The organism is Lactobacillus johnsonii ATCC 33200, from assembly GCF_000159355.1.
Lineage (GTDB): Bacteria > Bacillota > Bacilli > Lactobacillales > Lactobacillaceae > Lactobacillus > Lactobacillus johnsonii.
The window spans coordinates 76,529-101,426 of sequence record NZ_GG670121.1 but is presented as its reverse complement, the minus strand read 5'-3'; the positions used below and the strand labels follow the sequence as shown (position 1 = coordinate 101,426).

The window sequence follows — 24,898 nt, the reverse complement described above, 5'->3', positions numbered from 1 at the left end:
TAAAAGAAAGGGGCGGCTTATGGACTATATAATTGGGATGGATATCGGAACAACAGCAAGTAAGGGTGTATTATATCAAGAAAATGGCAAGAAGATTGAAGAAATGTCACTTCCTTATCCTTTAATTCAAGAAAAAGTAGATCAAGCGGAAGAAGATACACAAGTAATATTTGATGCTGTTCAAAAGATTATTTTCGACTTAAGTAAAAGAGTGTCAGGAAAAATTAAAGCAATTTCTTGGTCGAGCCAAATGCATAGTTTGATCGGTCTTGGAAAAGATGATAAAGCACTAACTAACAGTATTACTTGGGCAGATAATCGAAGTAGCCAGCTTGTGGCCCAAGCAAAAGAAAAGGGGCTTGCGCAAGATATTTATCAACAGACAGGGATGCCGCCTCATCCAATGGCTCCTGTGTATAAATTACTGTGGATTAAAGCAGAAAATCCTAAACTTTTTGCACAGGTGCAAAAGTGGATTGGAATTAAAGAATATATTATTTGGCGTTTAACTGGCAAGATCGTTACCGATATAACTATGGCAGCTGGAACAGGCTTGCTTAACTTGCACACTTTAACTTGGGATAGGAAATTACTTGATAAAATTGAACTAGATCCAGAAAAATTGCCAATCATAGCTAAACCAGAATATGTGGTTGGAAAAGTAGAAGCAGAATATGTACAAAAATTGGGTTTAAATTCTGAAACAAAAATTATTTTAGGAGCTAGTGATGGATATTTATCAACAATTGGTGTTGGTGTTTTAGATAAAAAATACTTTGCACTAAATGTTGGTACATCAGGGGCTGTAAGAGCAATTGCACCTAAAGCAATAGTTGACTCAAAAAATCGCTTCTTTTGTTATCCAGTCGATAAAAGTCATTATCTTCTTGGTGGCCCAGTAAATAATGGAGGAATCGTATTTGAGTGGGCTAGAAAAACAATTTTTGGGCCCGATCAGACTGCAGAAGATTTTATTAATGTTGCTGAAACTGTTCCTGCTGGTAGTAATGGCTTGATTTTTCATCCCTATTTAGGGGGAGAACGATCACCAATTTGGAATGCTCAAGCTCGCGGATCTTTTATTGGATTAAGTCGAAACCACACTAAACCGCAAATGGCGCGGAGTGTTTTAGAAGGTATTGTCTTTAATCTTTTAGGTGCAGCTAGAGGATTGCGCGAAAAAATAGGGGAACCAGAAGCATTAAGAGTCACTGGCGGCTTTGTAAGAAGTGATTTTGTAAGGCAGTTAATTGCTGATATTTTTAATTTACCAGTAGTGGTAATTAAAAATGATCAAAGTGGAACTTTAGCAGCCATGTTTCTAGCACAATTAGGCTTGAATGAAGAGAATAGCTTAGACAAAATAGTGAAAGAAATAGATGACAGTAAAGTATATTTTCCAAATCAAAAAAATGTGCAGGTCTACCAGGATATAATTCCGATATATCGAGAAGTAGAACATGATTTAGACCAAAGCTATGACAAAATAGCTCAATTTCAGAAAAAATATCCTAAATTATTTGAATAATAAAAAGGTAAATTGTATCAAATTAGTACAATTTACCTTTTTTCTAATATAAATATGAATTTGACTTATTTTAGGATTTCTAAAATGTCACTAACAATTTGATCAGGCATTAAATGATCACGCTTGTAGATGGATTCTTTTGGTTCATTATCAGTGTATTCCTTTTTAGCACCATAATTCTTAACCATCATCTTAGTTGGACCATAGTAGCTAGCAACCTTTTGACCAAAACCACCATCAATACTGTTGTCTTCTAGAGTAACCACTAATTCATGGTCGTTTTGAAGTTCATCTAATGCGTCATAATCAAGGTGAGCAGCAGACTTTGGATTGATCAAAGTGGCATTAATGTTTTCTGTCTTTAATAAATCAACTACCTTTTCACCTAATTGATAAAAGTCACCTAAACCAATGATGGCAACCTTAGAACCGGGCTTTACATCATACTTAATAGTTGAATAGTCTTCATCCACTAGTTCACCTTCTGGAATTGGATTTACTGGAGATTTAATTGCTACGGGATGCTTTCTTTGCTTAACTGCCCATTCAAGCATTGATTTTAATTCATTCAAGGTGGTAGGAGCTAAGTATTCCCAGTTTGGCCAATTTGCGACCATGGCGTTGTCAAAAATACCTAAGTGGGTCTTAGAAGTGCCAGTAGTTCCGCCGCCAGCTACCACCATTACGACTGGTAGATCGTTAGCTGCTACATCGTGAGAAAGCTGATCATAAGCCCGTTGTAAGAAAGTGGAGTTTTCAAATAAGACGGGGATAATTCCTTCTTTAACAGCCCCTGCAGCAAAGGCAACAGACTCTTGTTCAGCAATTCCTACATCCTTATAATTCTTAGGATACTTATTCTTAATCTCTCCTAAGCCAAAGACGCCAGGGATAGCAGCATTGATGGCTAAGATGTTTTCTTGATTTTCAATATGTTTCTTTAAGAAATCCAAAACTACAGTAGTTGGATTAGGAGTCTTTGGAGCTGGTACAGTTGTCTTGTCCGTCTTAAGATCAAAAGGCAATACCCAGTGGTGACTAGCTTCATTTTCAAGAGCTGGCTCATATCCCTTACCCTTAAGGGTATTGATATGTAAAACAATTGGGTGGTCAATATCTTTAATTGATTTGAAGGCATCAATCATTGCTTTAATATCATTTCCCTGACCAACATATTTATAATCTAGTCCCATTGCAGTAAATGGATTATCAGCTGTTTGACCATTTGATTCACGTAATTTCTTCAAAGCAGTTACAACACCGCCGACATTATCATCAATCGACATTTGATTGTCATTTACTACAATAATTAGATTATGCTTTTCATCAGCTGCATTATTAAAGCCTTCAAAGGCTAAGCCACCAGTTAGAGAACCATCTCCAATAAGAGCCGTAATATTTTCATGTTCTCCGAGCATATCACGTGCTCTGGCCATTCCAGTTGCTAAAGCAACTGAAGTTGAAGTATGACCAACAGCAAAGTAGTCATATGGACTTTCCTCAGGATTAGAATAAGGAGTTACCTCTTCGTACTTATCATGATCAAGCCAACCATAAGCACGTCCAGTTAACATCTTGTGTGGATAAGTTTGGTGAGAAACGTCCCAAACAATCTTGTCTTTAGGTGCATCAAAAACATAGTGGTAGGCAATTGTAGCTTCGACAATTCCTAGATCTGGTCCTAAGTGGCCACCTTTAGCAGCATCTTTTTCTAGGATCAAGGTTCTAATTTCACTAGCTAATTGTTCTAGTTCTTTTAGATCTAATTTTTTAAGATCTTTTGGACTTTTAATCTTGTTTAATAAAAATTCTGGATGTTTGTTCATATTTTTTCACCCCAACATTAATAAAAAAAGCTTACTCATTTATTGTAAGTCAATGAGTAAGCTTTTACTAATATTAAGTTAGCATAGATAACTATAAGTTTAATCTATACTTTCTTTTAATGGTTGAGATGCATTTTGCTTTTTGAGAGTAAGGAACAAAGCAACAAAACTGAGCGCAAAAGCAGTTGCGTTGATTGCCCAACCGAAGTTATAAGAACCAGTAGTATCAAATAAAAGACCGTTCAAGTAAACAGATGCAGACATTGCAAATGCACCAGTCATATTAATTACTGAAAGAATTGTACTGTAGTCCTTAGCTCCGAATTCTTCTCGAATAAGGTAAGGAAGAGCAACTAAACACACACCTTGACCCAAACCTAAAATAAAGGCAGAGGCAATAAGTGGAAGACTAGTCTTAAAGAAAATTTCACCGCTCCAGCCTAACAAGCCAAATAGAGAATAAATAAATAAAGTAGCTCGTGTATTAAAACGATCAAGCATAAAACCGATAGAAATCTTACCAGCCGCTGCTCCAAGCATTACCCCAGAAACTACTGATGCACCAATTGTTAATGGGAGGCCTTGGCTGGTGATATGACCTGAAATATGTTGCACAGATCCAGAAACAAATTGCAGTGCAAGCATTGCAAATGCTAGAGCATAAAAGACAGGGGTCTTAAGAGCTGCCTTAAGGGTAATACCACTAGTTTCAAGAACTTTTTCTGGTATATTTTTCACTTTGCCATATGCTTGGTGTTTTTGGTTAGGTTTTTCTCTTAGGAAGAATGCTGAAGGAACTAAAATTCCGAGAATCAGTAATCCTTCGCAGATGAAGCCACCTCTCCATCCAAAGTTGGTAATGATGTTACCAATAATTGGGTTAAAGATGGTACCACCAAAGGCTGAAACTCCAAGGGCAATTCCCATCACAGTTCCTAATTTTTCATTGAACCAATTTCCTAATAGGACAGGGATGGATAAAGTAATAGCAATTGGTTGACAAATTCCAATGATGATCCAAGCAATGTAAAAATGAGTTAAACTTTGAGCTACTGATAAGCTAAGCATGGAAACTCCAATTACAGCAAAACAGAAAGTTAAAAGCCAACGCAAGTTAAGCTTGGTCATAATTTTACCTGCAAACAGCAAGGTAATTGCGGCAGCAGCATTTTGCAAGGTTGTCATTAAAGCAACGCTTGCTCGACCAACATGGAAACTTTTACTAATTGGTTCAAAGAATAAACCAATAGTATTAACAATTAATCCAAATCCTACTAAAGAAATTAAACAGGAGGCAATAAAAACCCACCAGGCAAAAAAATGCGAATTTTCTTTTTTCTTATTCACTTTTTTTCCTACTTTCTAGAATTATAATCCAAAAAAGATTATAGCGAATTAGTAAAGAATAAGGAAAGAAAAGAGAATGTCTTAACATTCTCTTAATTAATAGCTTCTCTTTAATAAAATACTTGTCAGCTCTTCAAGTTGCTGGCGAGTTTTGTTGTCTGGCCAATGCTTTTGCAAGTTGTGTAAAGCTTTATCAGTGAATTTATCAGCTAACTTTTGTGCTCGTTTTACCCCGCCAAGGTCATTAACCATTTTTTCTATCTCTTGTAGTTGTTCCTTAGTCAAATCTTTTCCTAATTTAACTAACTCATGTAAGCAGCCTGTAGAGTCGTTTTGTAAGGCGAAAATTAAGGGGCCAGAGTAGATACCATCTTTAACATCTAATAAGACCGGCTTTTTAAAAGTAGAACTAGTAGTTGTATAGTCTAAAATATCATCTCTTAGTTGAAAAGCTTGGCCCAAGTATTCACCAAACTTTTTAGCTTTTAGAGCCCTAGTTACTTTAAGACCACTCTCATAAGCGCCAATAAAACAAGCTAAGCCAAATAAGACTCCAGTTTTACCCTTAATTTGGTCTAAGTATTCCTTTTCAGAAATATTAATGTTATAGGCATTGTTATACTGTTCAGTTTCACCAACTAGGATATTTTGCATGGTTTTTCCATCTGCAATAACACTGTGCAAACTTTGAGCATTTTCACTTAAAAGAGTGAGTGATAAAGCAAATAAATAATCGCCAGCGTAAACTGCGATATGCTTGCCATATTTTGTTTGAATTGAGGGTCTTCCATGGCGCATGCTCGATTCATCGATAATATCATCGTGAATTAAAGTAGCATTATGGAGTGTCTCAATTGAGGTTGCTATTTTTTGTAGTTCTTCGCGTTTTTGGTTAGCGTTTGGCCCAAAAGAGCCAAAGAGCATTACACAAGCAGGACGTAGCATTTTCCCAGGGGAAGCAAAAGTATCTTTTAAGGCGTCTCCTAGTAGACCCGGAACAGTATTTACATGTTTTAAAATAATACGATTGATGGCAATCATATCTTTTTGAGTTTCTGGAAAATTGTCCCAAAAAGTGAAATTACTCTTGTTATTGTTTCTTTTTTCGGGAAGTAAATTTTGTAGTGGATGAGTTGAATTTTCTGCCATGATAAATATTTAATTAAAAGGAAAAAGTTGCTCCTTTTAATTAATAAATCCTCTCAATCAGTTGAATATCAGCATAAGAGCAGTTAAAATTAAACGGAAATAAAGTTAATGAAGTAAAATTGTTATTTTTTATTTCATTTTCAATTTTGAAGATAGCTTTATTTTTAATTAAAAAAGATCTTATAAGTATAATTCTACACTATCTATTAATATTATTTAAAAGGAGATATAATTTTTTGATGAGTAAATTAGATTCTTCTTTACTTTATTGATAGGAATTGCTAAAATAGCATTTTTTTGCTAAGATAAATGCAGTTTAGGAGTGGTTTTATGGCAGTAAAGAAAGCAGCTCTTGCATGTACTGTATGTGGTTCTCGCAATTATTCTATTGCAGCAAGCAAGAATAGAACGCAAAGACTTGAACTTAAGAAGTTTTGCAAGCATTGCGGAAAGCAAACTTTGCACAAAGAAACGAGGTAGGTAAGCAATGTTTAAGTTTATTAAGAGTGTTAACCAAACTATGGCAAAAGTATCATGGCCTACATGGAAACAAAATAGACGTGATACAGGTGTTGTAATCATCAGCTCAATTTTGTTTGGTGCTTACCTTGGTTTGCTAGATTTATTATTTAGCTACTTAACGCAAATGTTCTTATAAAAACAGTATATGTGTTATAATTAAATCAGTTAAAAAAGCCTCCCTCGGAGGTTTTTTTATTTGCATAAAGGTATTATTTTAAGGAGTTTAGAAACATGGTTGAAACCAGCGAAAAGAAATGGTACGTTTTACACACTTATTCTGGCTACGAAGAAAAGGTTAAGAAAGATTTACTTTCAAGAGCCCAATCAATGGGTATGCAAAATTATATCTTTCGAGTAATTGTTCCTGAAGAACAAAAGACTGAAACTGTTCGTGGTAAGAAGCAAGAAGTAGATGAAAAGGTATTTCCAGGTTACGTTTTAGTAGAAATGGTAATGACTGATGAAAGTTGGTATGTTGTCAGAAACACGCCAAACGTTACTGGATTTGTTGGCAGTCACGGTGGTGGATCAAAGCCATCGCCTTTATACGATGATGAAATTGAAAGAATTCTTGCTTCTCAAGGCCAACCGGCTAAAGAACCTAAAGCTGACTATGAAGTTGGTGAAACCGTAACTATTATTGATGGTGCATTTAGTGGCATGAGTGGTAAGATTACTGAAATTAATCCAGAAAAAGATAAACTTTATGTTTCTATTGATATGTTCGGCAGAGAAACAAATGCTGAACTTGACTATAACCAAGTAAAAGAATTTGACCAATAATAAAATTTAATTAGCTATTGTCAATTTAATAAATTGCTGGTAGTATATTAGAGTATCTTTATTATTGTGGGAGGAGAAGAAGGAAAATTCTCCACTATAACCGCATCACGGAATCAAGGAGGTATTGACCGTGGCAAAGAAAGTTATTAACGTAGTTAAACTGCAAATTCCTGCTGGTGCAGCAACTCCTGCACCTCCAGTTGGTCCTGCATTAGGTCAAGCTGGAATCAACATCGTTGGTTTCACTAAGGACTTCAACGCACGTACTGCTGATCAAAAGGGTATGATTATCCCTGTAGTTATTACTGTATATGAAGATCGTTCATTCGAATTCATTACTAAGACTCCACCAGCTGCTGTTCTTTTGAAGAAGGCTGCTAAAGTGGACAAGGGTTCTGGTGAACCTAACACTAAGAAGGTTGCTAAGGTAACTAAGGACCAAGTTAAGGAAATTGCCGAAACCAAGATGAAAGATCTAAACGCTGCAGATATTGAAGCTGCTATGCGCATGATTGAAGGTACTGCTAGAAGCATGGGCTTCACTGTAGAAGACTAGTGTTTTTAGGAACGTCGGATCGTTAATCAAAATTAACGAATCAAGGTGGGAGAGTGTGAGAAGACTCGTTTGACCACATTTTCAGGAGGATTTTTACATGGCAAAGCATGGAAAGAGATATTTAGAAGCAGCTAAAAAAGTTGATTCAACTAAATTTTATTCAGTAGATGAAGCTATGAAGTTAGCAAAAGAAACTTCATACGCAAACTTTGATGCAACTATTGAAGTTGCATATAACTTAAACGTTGACCCTAAGCAAGCAGATCAACAAATTAGAGGTGCATTGGTACTTCCAAACGGTACTGGTAAATCTAAGAAGGTTGTTGTTTTTGCTGAAGGTCCACAAGCTGATCAAGCTAAAGAAGCAGGTGCCGATGAAGTTGGTTCTGATGATTTAGTAGAAAAGGTTCAAAACGGTTACTTAGACTTTGACGTAGTTATTGCTACTCCAATGATGATGGCTAAGGTTGGGCGTTTGGGTCGTATCTTAGGACCTAAAGGCTTAATGCCAAACCCTAAGACTGGTACTGTTACTATGGACGTTGCTAAAGCTGTTGAAAACCAAAAAGCAGGTCAAGTTGAATACCGTGTTGATAAGCAAGGTTTAATCCATGCACCAATCGGTAAGGCTTCATTTGACGCTGAAAAATTAGCACAAAACTTTGATGCATTACGTGACGTTATTCTTCGTGCACGTCCTGCATCAGCTAAGGGTCAATACGTTAAGAGTGTTGCCGTTTCTGCAACCTTTGGCCCTGGTATCCACTTGGATCCATTAAACTTAGACTAATTAATAGTTGTTTAATTAAGCAAAAAAGACTTCACAATTGTGAAGTCTTTTTTTGTACTAAGGTTGAAAGTGTAATGAGATTTTAGTTAAAATCAAACAATATGCTATTTTTAGAACAGGAGGTGAAGGAAATGCTAAATTATATTTTTAGTATTTTACCTTCATTATTTTCCGGTGCTTGGTTAACTATTGAGATCTTTTTTTGGACGACAGTAGTTTCTATTCCGCTAGGTTTATTAGTTGCCTTTGGTTTACATTCAAAATTGAAGTTAGTTAAAGCTATTTTAAAATTTTATGTATGGATTATTCGTGGTACACCACTTTTACTACAATTAATTTTTATTTTTTATGGCTTACCAACTGTTGGAATTGTCTTTCCAAGATACGAGGCTGCATTAGTCGCATTTATTATCAATTATGCTGCTTACTTTGCAGAAATCTTCCGTGGTGGACTGCAAGCAGTACCCGTCGGTCAATTTGAGGCAGCACAAGTGCTAGGCTTAAGTAGATGGCAAACAATTAATCGTATTGTGCGTCCACAAGTTGTTAAGATTGTTTTGCCTTCGATTGGTAATGAGCTGATAAACTTAGTTAAGGACTCCAGTTTGGTCTATGTAATTGGTTTAGGAGACCTTTTACGTGCCGGAAATGTTGCGACTGCAAGAGACGTGTCTTTAGTTCCACTAGTATTAGTAGGGTGCGTATATTTGGCAATGACAGCAGTTTTAACAGCTTTATTGAGAGTAGTGGAGAAGAGAAGCAATGTCTGGAAATAAAGTTTTAGAGCTCAAGAATATAAGTAAGAGTTTTGGCACGAGAAAAATTATTGATAAGTTAAATTTGTCACTAGATCAAGGAGATATCTTAAGTATTATTGGCCCTTCAGGTGCAGGAAAAACTACACTGCTTCGTTTGATCGCAGGGCTTGAAAGTGCCGATAGTGGAAAATTCCTCCATAATGGAAAAGAATTTGATCCTACAGATCGTAATAATCATTTGGTAGGGATGGTTTTTCAAGATTACAATCTTTTTCCAAACCTTTCAGTAATGGATAATATTACGCTTGCTCCAATTATGGTAAATAAGATGAGTAAAGCAGAGGCTGAAAAAGCAGCTGCACCTGTTTTAGATCAATTAGACTTAGACAAGTTTAAAACTTTATATCCATACCAATTATCAGGAGGACAAAAGCAGCGTGTAGCCATTGCCAGAGCCCTGCAAATGAAACCTGAAATCTTGTGTTATGATGAGCCTACGTCTGCCTTAGATCCCGAGTTAGTAGGAAAAGTAAAAGATATTTTCTTAAAGCTTAAACAAACAGGAATGACGCAGGTAATTATCACTCACGATCACCAGTTTGGAAAAGCTGTTGCTGATAAAATCTTAAAAGTTGAGCCAATAGAAAAATGATGAAAAAAATAATACGATTTTTGAGTCTATTGATCATTGTGTTAGCTTCTGTTGGCGTAGCTGGGTGTCAAGGACAGGAAAACTCATGGCAGGCGATTAAATCACGTGGTACTTTAGTAATTGGTGTTGACGACAGCTTCGTACCAATGGATTTTCGCCAAAAGAATGGTAAGCTCGTTGGCTTTGATGTTGACTTAGCTAAGGCTGTTTGCAAGGAGATCGGTTTAAAACCTGATTTTCAAACAATTGATTGGTCAATGAAAGAAACAGAACTTCGCAATGGGACAATAAATGTTATCTGGAATGGGTATACTAAGACGAAGGCTAGGGCAAAGAAAGTAGCATTTTCAAAACCATATCTTGAAAATGATCAGATTCTGGTTACACGAAAAAATGAAGGAATAAATAATTATCGACAAATGAGGTGGAAGATTCTTGGAGTTCAAACAGGATCTTCAGGAGCCGATGATTTGGATAATTATCCGAAAGTCTTAAAGAAACGTGTCAAAAGTACAGTTTTGTATGATACTTATAACAATGCCTTCATTGATTTAAAAGCTGGCAGAATTGATGGCTTATTAATTGATGGGGTATATGCAAATTATTATTTAGCTCATAGTAAGTATCAAAAAGAATTTAAAAAAGAAAAATTACCATATCCAAGTGAAAAATTTTCAGTAGGAATCAATAAAAAAGATAAAACTCTTAAAAACAAGATTAATCAAGCTCTTGACCACTTAGAGAAGACGGGAGAGCTAAAAAAGATTCGCGAAAAATGGTTTAATTAAAAAAAGCTATTGACGACTTATCTAATTTAAGGTAATATATTGTACAGTAAATTCTACCTAAGACTCGGGTGGCTAACGTGCCTTAATATCCCGCCGAGGCCAGAAAAACAAAGAGTTTTACAACTCCATGTCTTTTTGGCATGGAGTTTTTATTTCGGCTGATAGAATTTATCTTAAAGTAAATTTGGAGGTGAATTCGTTGAGTAAAGCAATCATTGCTAAAAAAGAAAAGCTTGTTGATGACTTTGCAGCAGAACTTAAGGAAGCTAAGGCTATCTTAGTAATTGACTACTTAGGTTTAACTGTTGAAGAAGTAACTAACTTACGTAAGGATCTACGTGATGCTAACGTTAAGATGAAAGTTATCAAGAACACTTACTTAAAGCGTGCTGCTGAAAAGGCTGGTATTGAAGGTTTAGAAGATACTTTTGTTGGTCCTACTGCTGTTGTTTACACTGCTGATGCAGAAGACATCACTGAACCAGCTCGTATTGTTTCTAAATACGAAGATGATATCGACGCATTATCAATTAAAGGTGGTATGCTCGAAGGTAAGGTTGCCAGCCAAGAAGAAATCAAGAAACTTGCAGCTATTCCAGGTCGCGAAGGTTTACTTTCAATGCTTGTATCTGTATTACAAGCTCCAGTTCGCAACTTTGCATACGCTGTTAAGGCTGTCGCTGATTCAAAAGACGAATAATATTAGTAAATTTACACATATCTAATTTCGGAGGAAACTTATAATGGCTTTAGATACTGAAAAGATTATTGAAGATTTAAAAGGTGCTTCAATCCTTGAATTAAACGACTTAGTAAAGGCTATTGAAGACGAATTTGGTGTTTCAGCTGCTGCTCCAGTTGCTGCTGCAGGTGCTGCAGGCGCAGGTGCAGAAAAGACTGAATTTGACGTTGAATTGACTGATGTTGGTCAAGAAAAAGTTAAGGTTATCAAGGTTGTTCGTGACATCACTGGTCTTGGCCTTAAGGATTCTAAGGACCTTGTTGATGGTGCTCCTAAGAACGTTAAGGAAGGCGTTTCTGAAGACGAAGCTAACGACATCAAAGCTAAGCTTGAAGAAGTTGGCGCAACTGTTACTGTTAAGTAATAATGTCTTAACTGAACATCCTACTGAAAATGAGGACTCTATTTTACGGAGTCCTCATTTTTGTTTACAATAAAATTATGTTTAAGAAAAATTTTTATAAATGGTTTAAAGCTGCTTTAGCTATTATTTCAATTATTCTGCTTGTGTTAGATTTTGCGGCAATAATTGATATTAATAGTAGGAATAGTAAGTGGTTTTGGCTAAATAACCTTATTTTAATTATTTTGGCAATAGATTACTTTTCTCGGCTCTATCTTGCAAAAAATAAGAAAGTATTTTTTAGAAATAATATTTTTGAGCTGCTAGCAATTATTCCCGTTGGTCTTGCCTTTAGTTGGATGAAACTGGCTCAGTTGGGAGATATTGGTTTATATTTTAGGCTATTACGTTTAATCCGGTTGGCTGGTCTAGTGGGTATGCTAAAAGATATCTTACATACTCATGGGATTTTATATGTAATATACTTTAGTATTGCCTTTTTGATGTTAGGATCAGTTGCAATTTCGATTACTGAGCATGTTTCACTTGATCAAGCATTCTGGTGGGCAATTACTACAGCAAGCACGGTAGGATATGGAGATATTTCTAAACACACAATTTCACCACAATCTTTACTGGGAAAATTAGTGATTTTAGCGATGATTCTGATTGGAGTAGGGGTAATGGGAATCGTTACTAGTTCGCTTACTGCCTACTTGATGAGAAGAAATGAAGGTAAAATCAGTATTAAAGATAAAGATGCAGATTTGACCTTAATTTTAGATAAATTAGACCGGCTAGAAGATCAAAATAAAATGTTGGCTGAGCAAAATCAAAACTTGCAAAAGCAAATCCAAGAATTAAAAGAAAGTCGCCCTCCTCGAGAGTGGGATAAATTTAAAGAATGGATTGAAAAGAAAAAAGATAAAAATTAAAGCGTAAATTCAAAAATGAATTTACGCTTTTTTACATCTTCAAATAAAAATGTAGAATAATCATAAATAGAAGATAACATCCGGCGATAATAATGATAACCCAACCGGCGGTTAACCAAAATCTTGCCCAGGTTTGTCTATTTGTTGAAAGAACACGACCAAAAACTGCTTGATTGCCTTTTATTCTAAATCCTACCCATAAACAGATAATTCCAATAATAATTGCTAAAATAAATATAGGAATAGAAATCATCATTCTATCTCTTCCTTTCTGTAACATTCTAATTATAAGGCTTTATGGAAAAAAACAAAGCAGAATTGATAAACTATAAATAGAAATTAAAGAAGCGAGAATAATTATGACAAAAAAGAATCAAATGTATTTTGCGGCTAATCCTGATGCCAAGCATGATGAACACTTAGTTGACTATCATATTGATGATATTGATTTAAAGTTTACAACTGATGCGGGCGTTTTTTCAAAATTAAGAGTTGATTATGGTTCTGGCGTTTTAATAAAGGCAATGAAAAACGTTGATTTTCCTAAAGATGGCATCTTAGATGTTGGGACTGGTTATGGTCCAACGGGATTGTTTGCGGCCAAGTTTTGGCCTGATCAAGAAGTTGATATGGTAGATGTAAACGAGCGTGCCTTAGACTTAGCTAAAAGAAATGCACAGTTCAATCGAATTGATAATGTAAATATTTATCAGTCAGATATTTATGAACAAGTGGATAAAAAATATGGGCTAATTATTACTAATCCACCGATTCGTGCTGGTAAAAAGGTAGTTGACCAAATTTTAGCTGATGCAAAAGATCATCTAGTAGAAAACGGCATCTTATTGGTAGTAATTCAGAAGAAACAAGGTGCACCTAGTGCCAAGAAATTAATGACAAAGATATACGGAAATTGTGAGATTCTAGCTCGTGACAAGGGCTACTACATTTTAATGAGTACAAACAATTAAAAAAATAGCAATAAAGGTTTATAATGAAAGCGGATACAAAGTAGAGAAAAATACTTTGAAAGAAGTGAATTCATTATGAAACTGTTTATTAACATTATTTTAGTCTTGATTGTTTTAGCTGGTCTTGGTGGAATGATTTATTTATCAGTTAATGGTAATCGTTTCTTAGGTGCAGCCGGGTTAGCAATGCTTTATTTCATTGGATCAATCGGCTATTTTGTTAACTGTTATACGATTAAAAAACGTGGTCGTATTTAAATAGAAAGGGTCAGAGGATCTTTTTTATTTTTACTTATTATCCTATACACGAATACGTTTTATGATGAATTTATTTAATTGAGCTGGTTAATTTAGCCAGCTTTTTTTAGTTATAAAGGGTATTATATTACAAATACTAGTACTTATAAGCTCAAACATAGGAATAGATGATGATATGAAAATAAGAGAAGCTCTTCGAAAAGAAAGATTGGCTCAGCATAAAACACAAGCCGCTTGGATTAAAAATATACCTATGTCTGTTTTTCACTATTCAGAAATAGAAACAGGTTATGCTAAAAATGGAAAAGAAGCAGATATTGATAGTGAAAAATTAATTTTACTTCTTAAATCTAATCATGTAGATATAATAAAATTTTTTGAGTCAGTCAATGGCTCATACAAAATTGATGAACGTGCAAGGATGATAGAGAATATTTCTAATCAATTATCGGTTGCTTTTAATAATAATGATTTAGAAAAAGTCGAGAAAATTACTCATGAATTGGAAAATATGCCTGCTGTTCCAAAAATTACATATTATCGGGCTGTATTAATCAGGGCTTATTTAAAGGATGAAATGACTTCAATGGATAAAGCAACTCGAACAAAAATTAATCAATATATTTATCAAAAAGATAATTGGGTTACAGATAACGAGGCATTGACAATTTTTGGTAACTCTATGCCTATTTCTGATACAGACATTTTGATTGCTAGAATGGGAAAGGTCTTACGCTACTATAAAAATTTAGAAAATTGTCCAGCTACTTTTCAACGGAGAGTATCCACAGTTTGTGTTAATTATTTATACACGGCGCTTTGTATTAGAAAAATTGATAAATATGTGTCAGAAATAATGGCTCTTATTCGTACATTGCCTTTTGACGATAGGTTTGGATTAAAGATTCTCATTACTCAATATTTTGAATATATGAGAAATGGAGATAAAAAATCTATGCAGCAATTAAAAGATGTGTTGAGACATGCAGGTCTAACGAAACTTGCAAATCGATTACAGAATGAAAGCTGATATAAAAATAATTCGAAATATCGAAATTTAATTGTTGATGACGATACTTTCTTAGTAACACATAATCAATCTAAAATAATTAATCGATAAGTTTAGTGTAAGGAGGGTAAATATGAAGAAATTTAAAATAGGAGTTATTTCACTTCTGACTGTACTGGTAATAGCAATTATTGGCGTTTTGACTGTTCATACATCTGCTACCGATCGTTTAAATCCATTGGTTAGTGAAACAGTTAGTTATGCTAAGGTTCCAATAAACACTCAGAATTACAAACAAGTAACGATCATTAACCTAAAGGATGGTAAAACTAGGGCTTATAAAATAAAACAAGTGGGTGGCTATGATCCAAATCAGAAATATATTAAGATCCATCATAAGGGCCAATATGTAAAATCAATTTCATACATTAAAAAAAATCAGTTTTATAACCAACAATAAAAATTTTTAGCTAGCAGGTCGCTAGCTTTTTTCTTTTTGTTAGAATATAAGCAGAAATTAAAGAGGAAGATATATGTTAACTAAAGAGCAAAAAGAAAAATATATGCACCTAGCCTTTGAACAGGCAAAAAAGGCTGAAGAACAAGGTGAAGTACCAATTGGTGCAGTTGTTGTAGATAAAGATGGCAATGTGATTGGTGAAGGATATAATAGACGCGAGCTTGATGAAGATGCGACGCAACATGCCGAAATGATTGCGATTAGACAAGCTTGTAAAAAGTTAAATTCCTGGCGCCTAGTCGACTGTAGTTTGTTTATTACACTTGAACCCTGTCCCATGTGCAGCGGTGCTATCATTAATTCAAGATTAGTTGAAGTTTATTATGGTGCTTTTGATCCAAAAGCTGGAGCAGCAGGCAGTGTCATTGACTTATTTAAGGTAGAAAAATTTAATCATCATCCTAAAATTTATGGCGGTTTATTTAGGGATCAAGCAGCCCAAATGTTAAAGGATTTTTTCCGTGAAATTAGACGTAAACAAAAGCAAGATAAATAGTGGAAAAATAAATCAAAATACTGTATTATAGTTTGTGGGCAATGTCCGACCTCCAAATTGTGTCAGGACCGGAAGGTAGCAGCACTAAGGTTGCTTGGGCATGTGCCTTTTTTTGAGAATTTAAACAGCTCTTAGCTCGTTTGAGCTAGGAGTTTTTTTGATAAAGGAAGTGCAAAATGGCTTATCAAGCGCTATATCGTAAATGGCGTCCGCGAACTTTTGATGGAGTCGTAGGACAAACAGCGATTACTGATACATTAAAAAATGCAATCAAGCGTGGCAAGATATCACATGCTTTTCTATTCGCAGGACCACGTGGTACTGGTAAAACATCATGTGCTAAAATTTTTGCCAAGGCCTTAAATTGTACTAATCTGCAAGACGGAGAACCATGTAATGAATGCGAAAACTGTCTTGCAGCAGATCAAGGAACAATGAACGATATCATCGAAATCGATGCTGCATCTAACAATGGTGTCGATGAAATTCGAGATATCAGAGATAAAGTAAAATACGCCCCAACACAGGGTAAATATAAAGTCTACATCATCGATGAGGTTCATATGCTTTCGATGGGGGCCTTCAATGCCTTACTTAAGACATTAGAAGAGCCGCCGGAGCATGTGGTCTTTATCTTAGCTACAACAGAGCTTCAAAAGGTTCCAGCAACTATTATTTCTAGAACCCAGCGCTACAATTTCAAGCGGATTGATCAACATGATTTAATCGCTCGCATGACCTATATTCTTGGCCAAGAAAAAATTGACTTTGAAGAAAAGGCCCTTGAAGTAATTGCTCAAGTAGCTGATGGTGGAATGCGTGACAGTTTAAGTATCTTGGATCAGATTTTATCTTATGATCAAGATAAAGTTAAATATGAAGATGCTTTAAGAATAACTGGTTATGCGGCTCAAGAAAAAATTGAACAAGTATTATTAAATTTACTTAATGGCGAAACTTCAGCAGCTCTTGAAATAGTTCATGCACTTTTGCAGGATGGAGCATCAACTAAGAATATTTTAGATGAGTTGATTAGTTTAACTGTTAAAGGGATGCTGGCCATTAGGAGTAATAAGGAAGAAACTTTTTTAACTGAGGATTATGTTTCTGAATTAACTAAAATTCCAGAAGAAAAATTCTACTCTCTTGTGCAAGCAGCTAATAACGCCTTAAATGACTTGCGCTACACTAACCAGCAACAAATTCCGCTTGATGTATTTGTAGTTCAAGTGACTCAAGCTCCAGTAAAAGTTGATAATGCACCTCAACAAGCTGAAGCAATTTCGTCAGATGTTGTTCAAACTCTAAAAAATCAAATTGACACTTTAAGTAAGCAAATTGCGGAATTGAAAAACAGACCAGCACCTGCTAGAAGTACTACTTCAGACTTTTCAGGCACAATTAAAACTGAAACTAGGTCACAAATTAGGCGCGTTGTCGATAAAGAAAATAAGCCAGAACAAAAGCCGAAAAGAAGAAAGGCCAGTTCTAATAACCAAGCGGCTCAAGAAAATAACCGCCGGCAGGTATATCATGTGCTTGAAAATGCCACTAAGGAAGACTTAAATACAGTAAAAGATATTTGGCCAGACTTACTGTCTACGCTAAAGGTATCTCAAAGAGCTGTAATGGAAGTTTTAGATCCTGTAGCTGCAAGTCACGAGCAAATTGTTTTAAAATGTAAGTATGAATTATGGTTTGAGCGAGCAAATCAAGACGGAGATCTAATTTCTCAACTTGAAGCTGAAATTGCGAAGCTAACAAAGCATAATTATAGTATTGTTTTAGTTGCAGATTCTTCATGGTTGAAAGTACGGCATGATTTTGTGGCAAGTCATAAAGAAGAGTTACTTGCTAAAAAATTTCAAAGACTAGAAAAATCTGAACAAGAAGCAAATGGTAATCAGATAGATCCTCAAGCAAAAAAAGAAGTCATTGATAAGGCTAAAGAATTGTTTGGAGATCTAGCACAAGTTAAAGATTAAGGAGAGAAAACTATGGGTAAGAGACCTAATTTTGGTGGTATGGGCATGGGTAACATGCAAGGTTTAATTAAGCAAGCTAAGAAGATGCAACAACAAATGGAAGCTGAACAAGCAAACTTAGCTACTCAAGAATTTGTTGGTAGGTCTGCTGATGACATGGTAGTTGCTACTTTTAGCGGCGACCGCAAGCTAAAAGACTTGAAGATTAATAAAGAAGCAATCGATCCAGATGATCCAGATATGCTTCAAGATCTTGTTATCGATGCTGTAAACAAGGGAATCAAGGCAGTAGATGATGCTACTCAAGCATCAATGGGCAAATACACTAAAGGTTTGATGTAAGATGCAATATCCATTACCAATTGCCCGTTTAATTGATAATTATATGAAGCTGCCTGGTATTGGTGAAAAAACAGCAACACGTTTAGCCTTTTACACAATGGACATGCCAGAACAGGATGTGGAAGACTTTTCTAAGTCATTAATTCAGGTAAAAGAAAATCTTCATTCTTGTTCTATTTGTGGAAATATTACTGAAAGTGATCCATGTGAAATTTGCCGCGATCAAAACCGTGACCGTTCAACGATAATGGTGGTTGAGCAACCAAAAGATGTCATGGCTTTTGAAGAAATGGGCGAATATAATGGTTTGTACCATGTCTTACATGGTGTCTTGTCCCCAATGGATGGAGTAGGACCAGAAGAAATTAACATTAAAAGTTTAATCACCAGACTTCAGAAACAAGATGAAATTAAAGAAGTCATTCTTGCTCTAAACTCCAGCCCAGAAGGTGAAGCAACTGCTATGTATCTAGCTAAGCTGATTAAGCCAGCTGGCTTAAAGGTAACGCGTCTTGCTGCTGGTTTAGCCGTAGGTAGCGACATTGAATACGCTAACTCAATTACTTTGAAGCGCGCTGTTCAAGGGAGAACAGATCTATGATTGGAAAAAGGAACAAAGTTAAAAAAGCAGGCGACGAACGATTACTAAGAATTGTTGCTCAACTGCAAAGACAACTTGCTGAACAAAAAGTTTTCGATCAAACGACAATTGATTATTCATTTGATAATCGAGTTTTAAATAAAATTCTCCATGCAAAATTTATTTTTTTGTATAAAGAAGCTAGAAGAAGAAACACTAAATCTAGTAGCTCATCAAGCGTTATTACTAGATAATGTAGTCCACTGTGGTGGACTTTTTTTGTGGAAAAATAAATAATCTTGAAAAAACAAGTCTGTCTTTCTTTTTTCTTTTACAGTACAATGCCAAGTGGGGGTAGACATGAGAGGATATTTAATTACATTTGAAGGCCCAGATGGGGCAGGAAAAACTACAGTTATTAACGAAATAATTAAGCAATTACCGCAAAGTTTACAAGAACGGACTCTTATCACGCGTGAGCCAGGTGGATCTAAAATTTCAGAAAATATCAGAACAATTATTTTAGACCCAGAAAATAAAGAAATGGACGATCGAACTGAGGCTTTGCTTTATGCAGCCCAAAGAAGTCAACACGTAAGTGAAGTGATTCGTCCAGCCTTAGCAGCGGGTAAAGTAGTCTTATCAGATAGGTTCATTGATAGTTCACTCGCTTACCAAGGTGTAGGTAGAAATTTAGGCATTGAAGAAGTAAAGCAAATTAATGATTTCGGAACTGGCGGACTTGAGCCTGATTTAACCATCTTCTTAGACCTAGATCCAGCTGTTGGTTTAGCTAGAATTGAAAAAGAGCGCGCTGGTCAAGAAGATCGACTTGAACAAGAAAAAATTGACTTCCATAATAAGGTCTATGCTGGTTATCGTGAATTACTTGAACGCTATCCTGATCGAATTAAAAAAGTAGATGCTAATTTGCCGATCAAGGATGTTGCAGCTAATAGTGTTAAAATAATAAGAAAACAATTACCTGATATTTTTATGTAAGGATTTGGTAAGAATGAAACTTGTTTTAGCAATTGTACAGGATAAAGATGCAGATACCTTAGCAAAAGAATTTATTCAAAATGATGTACGTGCAACTAAATTAGCTACCAGCGGTGGCTTTTTGAGAGCAGGAAATACAACTTTTATCGTGGGTATTGAAGATGACCGCGTAAATGAAGTATTAGAAATCATTAAAAAGAGCTCCCATACTAGAGAACAATATGTCTCGAATATGAACATGGATGCTGCAGGCACTTCCATGCTTGGAAAACCAGTTCAAGTTACTGTTGGCGGAGCGACTGTCTTTGTATTACCAGTTGAGGAATTTAAACACTTTTAATGATTGATTTAAAAAATATCGGCCAAAAGCAGGCTAATCTTTTAAGGGATGCATATTTAAATAAAAAAGTTGCCCATAGTTACTTGTTTGTTGATCTCATGCAAAAGAAGGGAATTAATACAGCTTACTGGCTAGCTTGTCTCTTTAATTGTGTAGGAGAAGACAAACCGGATGGCACTTGTAACAATTGCCAGAGAATCTTAGATGGAAATCATCCAGATGTCTTCTTAGTAAAACTAGAAGGTAAGCAGACTCTCTCGATTGATCAGATTCGTCCTTTAAAAGAAGAACTTGCTAAGAGCCCTGTTGAAGGGAATCGCCGCTTTTTTATAATTGAAAATGCGGAAAAATTAACTTTAGCTGCAAGCAACGCCTTGCTTAATTTATTAGAAGAACCAGTAGCGCCGGTCGTTACCATTCTGATCACAAATAATGAAAATCAAATTTTACCAACGGTTAAATCTAGAACCCAGATTCTTAATTTCTCTGATGAAAAGATTGATAGTAAAAGAGCACAATTACTTGAATATGGCTTAACAGATGAAGAAATTGATGATCTAGGCGATACAAGTAAGCTTGAAGAAGAGAGTAAATACTTGTTTCAAGAGCTGTTAGAACGTAATGATTTAGCTTTGGTGCGTGTGAATCAGATTAGCAGTCTTGCTGCTAAGCCAGCGAGTCAAAAGTTTGTTTTTTATCAGCTTAAAACTTTGGCTATGAAGAGCTTAGAAACTGGTCAAAAGTTAAGGGAAAGTGCATCTTTATTAGAGTTATTAATGACTTGCGATAAGATGCGAGCTAGTAATGTTAGTTTCCACAATACATTAGATTATTTAGTATTGAGTTTTGAACGGTAGGTGTTTTTGAGTGGATCCATTTTCACAATTGTCACAATTACAGCACAATCTTCAGGCAATGACAAAAACTGTTGCCGGTCTGGAAAATGACATGCTTGAAGTATTGAAAGAAAATACAGAATTAAAAGTTGAAAACCAACTATTAAGAGAAAAGATTAGTAAGCTAGATGCAAATAAAGAACCAGCTGAAAATAAGTCACAAGCTGGTTTGAAGTCACTGAGAAATATTTACGATTCTGGTTACCATATCTGCAATATGTACTATGGTTCTCACCGTGAATCAGGTGAAGATTGCATGTTTTGCTTAGATATTTTAGATAATTTTGTAAATCACGGACAAAAGAGTAGGGGATAAAAATGATGCAAGTGCAGAGTAGTTTTAATGAAAAAGATAAGGGGCGTCTGTATCTTGTCCCTACTCCAATTGGAAATTTAGAAGATATTACTTTAAGAGCTAAAAGAATTCTAACTGAAGCTGATTACATTGCAGCTGAAGATACCAGAACTAGTGGGATCTTGCTTGAAAAGATTGGCGTTCATAATAAGATGATTTCTTTTCATAAGTATAATTCTAAAGAACGTGCTCCAGAATTGATTAAGCTGCTTAAGGAAGGAAAGACAATTGCTGAGATTTCTGATGCTGGGATGCCAGTAATCTCAGATCCTGGTTATGTCTTGGTGCAAGAATGTATCAAAAATGATATTCCAGTTGTCTCTCTTCCTGGTCCTTCAGCTTTTGCGACTGCCTTAATTGCTTCGGGGTTTGATGCACAACCCTTTACTTATTATGGTTTTTTGCCGCGTAAGAGCAGTGAGCAGAAGAAGTACTTTGAAATGATGAACACTTCGCGTGCTACTTCAATCTTTTATGAAGCACCGCATCGCTTGAAGAAAACCTTGAAGACTTTAGCTGAAGTAATTAAGCCAGATCGAAAAGTTGCCTTGGCTCGTGAATTAACCAAGATTCATGAAGAATATATCAGAGGATCAATCAGTGAAATTAATGAATACTTCACTGAGAACGATCCACGAGGTGAATTTGTGGTTTTAGTTTCTCCTAATGAAGAGGAAGAAAAGCAACTTTCTTGGGATGAGTTAATCAAGCAAGTAGCCGACCAAGTAGCAGCTGGTGAAAGTAAAAAAGATGCGATTAAGTCAGTTGCTAAGGCAAATAAGGTTTCAAAGAATGAACTTTATGACAAATACCATCAAAATTAAGCACGAGGATTAAGATGGAAAAGATTTTTAAAGAAGAGCACCAAGTTAGCTATGGTGATTGTGATGAAACAGGAAAAATTCAACTTTCTCATTTAATTGAGCATTTTATGCAGGTTTCAAATGATCAATTAACTTCAGGTGGTGCTGGGATTCATGATTTACTAAAGCAAAATCTAGGCTGGGTTGTAGTTGAGTATCATCTTGATATTGACCGCTTGCCTGAAGCTGGTGAAAAAATTACTGTTACTACCAACGGTAGTGGATATAATCGCTTTTTTGAATACAGAGATTTTGGTATAATTGATTCTACTAACGAAAAGATAGTGGATGTCAAAAGCCAATGGGTAATTTTAGATTTAAAAAATCGCAAAATTACTGAAGCAGATGATCAAATGATGCAGAAATTTGGAAATCCATACTTGAAACATATGCCGCGCTTTAAGAGATTACGTCCCTTAAAAGAATATCGCTCAAGTAAGAAATATACTGTTAGATATTATGATTTAGATACAAACCATCATTTAACTAATAGTATTTATTTCGATTGGATGATTGATACCTTGCCAAGAGAATTCTTGAATTCTCATACTGTCAAAAGTATCGATATTTCATTTAAAAAAGAAGTTCAATATGGAAACCAAGCACTAGCAGAAGTAGAGCTTGACCAAGATACATTGACTTCGTATCATTTGATTTCTAATCAGGGTGAGGCGTCTGCCTTGGCTGAAATTAATTGGAAAGAAAATTAAAGGCATGATTTGTTGTTAGTACAGTCGTGCTTTTTTTGAAAGGTAGGGATGTCAATGAAGACAGGAATAAAGAAATTAGATTTGCAGGGGTTAGTTACCCTAGCACTCTTTGTAGCAATGGATGTTGTGCTTGGGAAGATATCTTTTGGTTCATTAACCTTAAAGGTAGGTTTAGGATTTATTGGAAGTGCATTGCTTGCTTATTATTTTGGTCCCTTGTGGGGCGGAATTGGGGCATTAGTTAGTGACTTGTTGCGGTCAGCGATTTTTGGAGTTGATGGAGGTTTCTTCCCAGGCTTTACGCTGTCAGCAATTGTTGCTGTGGTAATTTATGCTCTTTTCTTATATCAAAAACCAATTAAGTGGTGGCGTATTATTGCTTCAACCTTATTAGTTACCTTAGTGGTTAATGTTTTAATGAATACTTACTGGATTCATCTATTACGTGGCTTAGATTTAAGAGCAGCATTTCTACAAAGAATTCTAAAAGAGTTGATCACTCCTTGGATTCAAATTGTCGTTCTTTACGTGATTTTAAATGCTCTTCAACGTGTTAAAATAAGAAGGTAATTTCGATAATAATCAAGGATAGAATTTAAATGAAAATATTAAGTATTACTACTGCAACCAATCATTTGAGCGTGGCTTTGAATGATGGAGATAAAATTTGGGAAAAGAACGAAGAAGATCATCGAAATCATAGTGAACATTTAGATCCTTTAATTAATGAATTGTTGAAGGAAAATGATCTTACTTTAAAAGATATTGATCGTTTTGCAGTTGCAGAAGGTCCTGGTTCTTATACTGGTTTAAGAATTGGAATTACTACTGCAAAGATGTTTACTTCTATTTTAAATAAAGACTTAGTTGGGGTATCAACTTTAGCTGCATTAGCTAATGGCGCAAGCGATGGCTTAATCGTGAGTGAATTAGATGCTCGTAACAAGAACTTCTTTGCTGGTGTTTATCGTAAAGCTGACGGCAAGTTAGAGAATCTAGTTCCTGACGGTCACTACTATTTAGATGACTTGATGAATAAGGTGAAAGACCTTGGCTTATCTGAACAAGTTATCTTTGTTGGTAGCCCAATTGAAAAATACCAAGATGAAATTAAGGACTTACTAGGTTCAGACAATTTCACTCAAGATGCTGGAGACAACCAAATTCATGCGGGTGAAATTGGAAAGTTAGCTCTTGATAAAGAAGCAGTAGATCCTGACAAGATGGTGCCAAAATATTTGAGACGTACGCAAGCTGAAATGGACTGGCATAATAAGACTGGAAAGGCATTTGGCCCCGATAGCGACTATGTTGAAGAAGTTTAGTTTATTTTTTCATCCGGTAGAAATAGACCTCAGCTTTACGCCCTTTGCATTAAGGCTAGATAATGAAACTTATCAGATTATGAAGGCTAGCGATGAGAATATTGCGGACTTGCTAGGTTTAGAGCAAGAAGTGTATTTTGGACGGACGCCTTGGAGTCGATTCTCTTTTAAGAGTGAATTAAAAAAGCATGCGAATTCCTTGTACTTGGTAGTTTATCAAGGCTCAACTTTGGTGGGCTTTGTGGGGATGAGAATGCAGGCTCAAGAAGGTCATATTACCAATATTGCGGTAAAGCCTACCTATCAACGAAGAGGAATTGGTGAGTTTTTGCTGAGAACGATGATTGGGATTGCTCAGAAAAATCGTGCAGTTCAGATGACTTTAGAGGTACGTAGCGATAACTATAATGCTCAGAGTTTGTATCGTAAGTTAGGCTTTAAGGATAATTTTATCCGGAAGAACTACTATACTACTGAACAAGCAGATGCGATTAGCATGATTAAGGAATTGACAGATTAAGAACAGG

The 24,898-nt window shown here is 35.5% G+C and carries 34 protein-coding genes, 1 other RNA gene and 1 other annotated feature; of the genes, 31 read left to right on the top strand and 4 right to left on the bottom strand.

Annotation, left to right across the window (positions count from 1 at the left end; all coding sequences use genetic code 11):
* Nucleotides 1–19: 19 nt before the first annotated feature.
* Nucleotides 20–1,528, top strand: coding sequence for a gluconokinase (locus HMPREF0528_RS05550; protein ID WP_004895763.1), 1,509 nt, complete (start codon nt 20–22; stop codon nt 1,526–1,528).
* Nucleotides 1,529–1,593: 65 nt separating this feature from the next.
* Here HMPREF0528_RS05550 and HMPREF0528_RS05545 read toward each other — a convergent pair whose 3' ends face one another.
* From HMPREF0528_RS05545 to HMPREF0528_RS05535, 3 genes are all read right to left on the bottom strand, one after another.
* Nucleotides 1,594–3,354: a 1-deoxy-D-xylulose-5-phosphate synthase gene (locus HMPREF0528_RS05545; RefSeq protein ID WP_004895760.1), complete on the bottom strand. Its 1,761-nt coding sequence runs from the start codon at nt 3,352–3,354 to the stop codon at nt 1,594–1,596.
* A gap of 99 nt (nt 3,355–3,453) precedes the next feature.
* The gene (locus HMPREF0528_RS05540) at nt 3,454–4,701 is read right to left on the bottom strand and encodes an MFS transporter (protein WP_034525266.1); all 1,248 of its coding nucleotides are present in this window, start codon (nt 4,699–4,701) and stop codon (nt 3,454–3,456) included.
* A 96-nt stretch (nt 4,702–4,797) separates the two neighbouring features.
* Nucleotides 4,798–5,850: a polyprenyl synthetase family protein gene (locus tag HMPREF0528_RS05535; RefSeq protein WP_004895757.1), complete on the bottom strand. Its 1,053-nt coding sequence runs from the start codon at nt 5,848–5,850 to the stop codon at nt 4,798–4,800.
* A gap of 330 nt (nt 5,851–6,180) precedes the next feature.
* On the opposite strand from HMPREF0528_RS05535, the gene rpmG reads away from it, so the two are divergent.
* From rpmG to HMPREF0528_RS05480, 11 genes are all read left to right on the top strand, one after another.
* Entirely contained in the window at nt 6,181–6,330 is a 150-nt protein-coding gene (gene rpmG / locus HMPREF0528_RS05530) for a 50S ribosomal protein L33 (RefSeq protein ID WP_003647778.1), read from the top strand.
* A 7-nt stretch (nt 6,331–6,337) separates the two neighbouring features.
* Nucleotides 6,338–6,508, top strand: coding sequence for a preprotein translocase subunit SecE (gene secE, locus HMPREF0528_RS05525; RefSeq protein ID WP_004895754.1), 171 nt, complete (start codon nt 6,338–6,340; stop codon nt 6,506–6,508).
* Between the two features lie 95 nt (nt 6,509–6,603).
* Entirely contained in the window at nt 6,604–7,155 is a 552-nt protein-coding gene (gene nusG / locus HMPREF0528_RS05520) for a transcription termination/antitermination protein NusG (protein ID WP_004895753.1), read from the top strand.
* 130 nt (nt 7,156–7,285) lie between these two features.
* On the top strand, nt 7,286–7,711 hold the full coding sequence (rplK, locus tag HMPREF0528_RS05515) for a 50S ribosomal protein L11 (protein ID WP_004895752.1): 426 nt from the start codon (nt 7,286–7,288) through the stop codon (nt 7,709–7,711).
* 97 nt (nt 7,712–7,808) lie between these two features.
* A complete protein-coding gene (rplA, locus tag HMPREF0528_RS05510; RefSeq protein WP_004895751.1) occupies nt 7,809–8,501 on the top strand; it encodes a 50S ribosomal protein L1 in 693 nt (230 codons plus the stop codon).
* 131 nt (nt 8,502–8,632) lie between these two features.
* Nucleotides 8,633–9,277 (top strand): amino acid ABC transporter permease, encoded by a 645-nt coding sequence (locus HMPREF0528_RS05505; RefSeq protein WP_011161561.1) that lies wholly within the window; start codon nt 8,633–8,635, stop codon nt 9,275–9,277.
* Nucleotides 9,264–9,911, top strand: coding sequence for an amino acid ABC transporter ATP-binding protein (locus HMPREF0528_RS05500; RefSeq protein WP_004895749.1), 648 nt, complete (start codon nt 9,264–9,266; stop codon nt 9,909–9,911). Before HMPREF0528_RS05505 ends, HMPREF0528_RS05500 begins: the two co-directional genes overlap by 14 nt.
* On the top strand, nt 9,911–10,699 hold the full coding sequence (locus HMPREF0528_RS05495; RefSeq protein ID WP_034525344.1) for an amino acid ABC transporter substrate-binding protein: 789 nt from the start codon (nt 9,911–9,913) through the stop codon (nt 10,697–10,699). The genes HMPREF0528_RS05500 and HMPREF0528_RS05495 overlap by 1 nt, the downstream gene beginning before the upstream one ends.
* A 38-nt stretch (nt 10,700–10,737) precedes the next feature.
* Nucleotides 10,738–10,861 (top strand) — a sequence feature (ribosomal protein L10 leader region).
* A 37-nt stretch (nt 10,862–10,898) separates the two neighbouring features.
* Nucleotides 10,899–11,399 carry a 50S ribosomal protein L10 gene (rplJ, locus tag HMPREF0528_RS05490; RefSeq protein ID WP_004895747.1) on the top strand — a complete coding sequence of 167 codons (501 nt, stop codon included), beginning with the start codon at nt 10,899–10,901 and terminating at the stop codon, nt 11,397–11,399.
* A gap of 43 nt (nt 11,400–11,442) precedes the next feature.
* Nucleotides 11,443–11,805: a 50S ribosomal protein L7/L12 gene (gene rplL / locus HMPREF0528_RS05485; RefSeq protein ID WP_003647769.1), complete on the top strand. Its 363-nt coding sequence runs from the start codon at nt 11,443–11,445 to the stop codon at nt 11,803–11,805.
* Between the two features lie 77 nt (nt 11,806–11,882).
* The gene (locus HMPREF0528_RS05480) at nt 11,883–12,719 is read left to right on the top strand and encodes an ion channel (protein WP_050756191.1); all 837 of its coding nucleotides are present in this window, start codon (nt 11,883–11,885) and stop codon (nt 12,717–12,719) included.
* 31 nt (nt 12,720–12,750) lie between these two features.
* Here HMPREF0528_RS05480 and HMPREF0528_RS05475 read toward each other — a convergent pair whose 3' ends face one another.
* The gene (locus tag HMPREF0528_RS05475) at nt 12,751–12,975 is read right to left on the bottom strand and encodes a hypothetical protein (protein WP_004896736.1); all 225 of its coding nucleotides are present in this window, start codon (nt 12,973–12,975) and stop codon (nt 12,751–12,753) included.
* A 103-nt stretch (nt 12,976–13,078) separates the two neighbouring features.
* On the opposite strand from HMPREF0528_RS05475, the gene HMPREF0528_RS05470 reads away from it, so the two are divergent.
* From HMPREF0528_RS05470 to rimI, 19 genes are all read left to right on the top strand, one after another.
* Complete coding sequence (locus tag HMPREF0528_RS05470; protein ID WP_004895744.1) at nt 13,079–13,690, top strand: class I SAM-dependent methyltransferase; 612 nt, start codon at nt 13,079–13,081, stop codon at nt 13,688–13,690.
* A gap of 75 nt (nt 13,691–13,765) precedes the next feature.
* Nucleotides 13,766–13,948, top strand: a complete 183-nt coding sequence (locus tag HMPREF0528_RS05465; protein WP_004895743.1) for a hypothetical protein — start codon at nt 13,766–13,768, stop codon at nt 13,946–13,948.
* A 175-nt stretch (nt 13,949–14,123) separates the two neighbouring features.
* A complete protein-coding gene (locus HMPREF0528_RS05460) occupies nt 14,124–14,978 on the top strand; it encodes a transcriptional regulator (protein WP_004895742.1) in 855 nt (284 codons plus the stop codon).
* Between the two features lie 112 nt (nt 14,979–15,090).
* Nucleotides 15,091–15,417 carry a YxeA family protein gene (locus HMPREF0528_RS05455; RefSeq protein WP_004895741.1) on the top strand — a complete coding sequence of 109 codons (327 nt, stop codon included), beginning with the start codon at nt 15,091–15,093 and terminating at the stop codon, nt 15,415–15,417.
* A 73-nt stretch (nt 15,418–15,490) separates the two neighbouring features.
* Entirely contained in the window at nt 15,491–15,973 is a 483-nt protein-coding gene (tadA, locus tag HMPREF0528_RS05450) for a tRNA adenosine(34) deaminase TadA (protein WP_004895740.1), read from the top strand.
* A 33-nt stretch (nt 15,974–16,006) separates the two neighbouring features.
* Nucleotides 16,007–16,087, top strand: an RNA gene (gene ffs / locus HMPREF0528_RS08895) — signal recognition particle sRNA small type.
* Nucleotides 16,088–16,149: 62 nt separating this feature from the next.
* Nucleotides 16,150–17,958, top strand: a complete 1,809-nt coding sequence (dnaX, locus tag HMPREF0528_RS05445; protein WP_004895739.1) for a DNA polymerase III subunit gamma/tau — start codon at nt 16,150–16,152, stop codon at nt 17,956–17,958.
* Between the two features lie 12 nt (nt 17,959–17,970).
* A complete protein-coding gene (locus HMPREF0528_RS05440; protein ID WP_004895738.1) occupies nt 17,971–18,300 on the top strand; it encodes a YbaB/EbfC family nucleoid-associated protein in 330 nt (109 codons plus the stop codon).
* A 1-nt stretch (nt 18,301) separates the two neighbouring features.
* Entirely contained in the window at nt 18,302–18,901 is a 600-nt protein-coding gene (recR, locus tag HMPREF0528_RS05435) for a recombination mediator RecR (RefSeq protein ID WP_004895737.1), read from the top strand.
* Entirely contained in the window at nt 18,898–19,134 is a 237-nt protein-coding gene (locus tag HMPREF0528_RS05430) for a YaaL family protein (protein ID WP_004895736.1), read from the top strand. The genes recR and HMPREF0528_RS05430 overlap by 4 nt, the downstream gene beginning before the upstream one ends.
* Before the next feature lie 106 nt (nt 19,135–19,240).
* A complete protein-coding gene (tmk, locus tag HMPREF0528_RS05425; RefSeq protein ID WP_034525264.1) occupies nt 19,241–19,882 on the top strand; it encodes a dTMP kinase in 642 nt (213 codons plus the stop codon).
* 13 nt (nt 19,883–19,895) lie between these two features.
* On the top strand, nt 19,896–20,222 hold the full coding sequence (gene darA, locus HMPREF0528_RS05420; protein WP_004895733.1) for a cyclic di-AMP receptor DarA: 327 nt from the start codon (nt 19,896–19,898) through the stop codon (nt 20,220–20,222).
* A complete protein-coding gene (locus tag HMPREF0528_RS05415; RefSeq protein ID WP_004895732.1) occupies nt 20,222–21,079 on the top strand; it encodes a DNA polymerase III delta subunit-related protein in 858 nt (285 codons plus the stop codon). Before darA ends, HMPREF0528_RS05415 begins: the two co-directional genes overlap by 1 nt.
* 10 nt (nt 21,080–21,089) lie before the next feature.
* Nucleotides 21,090–21,434 carry a DNA replication initiation control protein YabA gene (gene yabA / locus HMPREF0528_RS05410; RefSeq protein ID WP_004895731.1) on the top strand — a complete coding sequence of 115 codons (345 nt, stop codon included), beginning with the start codon at nt 21,090–21,092 and terminating at the stop codon, nt 21,432–21,434.
* A 5-nt stretch (nt 21,435–21,439) separates the two neighbouring features.
* A complete protein-coding gene (gene rsmI / locus HMPREF0528_RS05405) occupies nt 21,440–22,297 on the top strand; it encodes a 16S rRNA (cytidine(1402)-2'-O)-methyltransferase (RefSeq protein WP_034525341.1) in 858 nt (285 codons plus the stop codon).
* Nucleotides 22,298–22,311: 14 nt separating this feature from the next.
* Entirely contained in the window at nt 22,312–23,046 is a 735-nt protein-coding gene (locus tag HMPREF0528_RS05400; protein WP_004895729.1) for an acyl-[acyl-carrier-protein] thioesterase, read from the top strand.
* A 54-nt stretch (nt 23,047–23,100) separates the two neighbouring features.
* On the top strand, nt 23,101–23,616 hold the full coding sequence (locus HMPREF0528_RS05395) for a folate family ECF transporter S component (RefSeq protein ID WP_004895728.1): 516 nt from the start codon (nt 23,101–23,103) through the stop codon (nt 23,614–23,616).
* Nucleotides 23,617–23,645: 29 nt separating this feature from the next.
* The gene (gene tsaB, locus HMPREF0528_RS05390; RefSeq protein WP_004895727.1) at nt 23,646–24,371 is read left to right on the top strand and encodes a tRNA (adenosine(37)-N6)-threonylcarbamoyltransferase complex dimerization subunit type 1 TsaB; all 726 of its coding nucleotides are present in this window, start codon (nt 23,646–23,648) and stop codon (nt 24,369–24,371) included.
* Nucleotides 24,355–24,891, top strand: a complete 537-nt coding sequence (rimI, locus tag HMPREF0528_RS05385; protein WP_004895726.1) for a ribosomal protein S18-alanine N-acetyltransferase — start codon at nt 24,355–24,357, stop codon at nt 24,889–24,891. The genes tsaB and rimI overlap by 17 nt, the downstream gene beginning before the upstream one ends.
* Nucleotides 24,892–24,898 lie beyond the last annotated feature (7 nt).